Annotated in this window: 1 protein-coding gene; it reads left to right on the top strand. The window is 69.7% G+C overall.

Annotated features, from left to right (window positions below):
• Positions 1-983: phage tail tape measure protein (locus ROR02_RS16435; protein ID WP_170245169.1), on the top strand; the 983-nt coding region annotated here is incomplete at both ends.

Below are 983 nucleotides of genomic sequence, written 5' to 3'. Positions count from 1 at the left end.
TTGATGCGCGCCGCCGTGGTGTGGCAGGGGTTCCGGCTGGGCCAGAGCGCGGTGGGGGCGTGGACCCAGTACGAGACCGCCTTGGTGGGCGTGGGCAAGGTCACGGACCTGGCCGGGCAAGGGCTGGCCGACCTGGGCGAGGAGATCCGGGGGCTGGCCCTGCGCCCCGAGCTGGGCGCGACGACGGGCGAGCTGATGGCCATCGCCCAGGCGGCCGGGCAGCTGGGCGTCAAGACGCCGGACATCGCTAAATTTACCACCGAGATTGCCAAGATCCAGGGGGCGACGGATTTAAGCGGCGACGACGCCGCGACTAGTTTTGCGCGCATTTTGACTCTGACCCATACCGTGATCGACGACGTGGACCGTCTGGGGTCGTCGATCGTGGCACTGGGCAACAATTACGCTGCGACCGAGCGCGAGATTACGGGCGTGACCCTGCGGCTGTCGCAGGACCTCTCTCTATATAATGTGTCGGCTTCGGCCGCCGCCGGTCTGGGCGCCGGGCTGGCGGCGCTGGGCATCACGGCCGAGCGGGGTGGCGGCGCGCTGGCCCGCGCCTACGCCGCGATCGACGCGGCGACGCGCAAATCGGGCAGCGAACAAAAGGCCCTGGCGCGGATCACCGGGCAGTCGGCCGAGGAGGTCAAGGCCGCCTGGGGGCAGGACACGACGGCGGTGTTTGCGCGGGTTTTGACCGGCCTGCAACGGATCAAGGCATCCGGTGGCGACGTGGCCGCCGCCCTGGGCGCGCTGGGCCTGACGGCGACCGAGGACGTGAGCACCCTGGGCACGCTGGCCACCGGCGTGGACACCGTGACCTCGGCGCTGGACCTATCCCGGCAGGCGTGGACCGAGAACACCGCCGCCACCAAGGAGGCCGAGGCGGCGGGCAAAACGGCCGAGTCGCAACTCACGGTATTTTCGAATCGCCTCGAAGGGCTCAAGACCGACCTTGGAGAGGCGGTGACGCCGGCGTTGCT

It is taken from the genome of Pararhodospirillum oryzae (assembly GCF_007992075.1).
In the GTDB taxonomy this organism is placed as follows: Bacteria; Pseudomonadota; Alphaproteobacteria; order Rhodospirillales; family Rhodospirillaceae; genus Pararhodospirillum; species Pararhodospirillum oryzae.
Note: the sequence above shows the minus strand (reverse complement) of the source record. Positions and strands in the feature narration are given on the sequence as shown.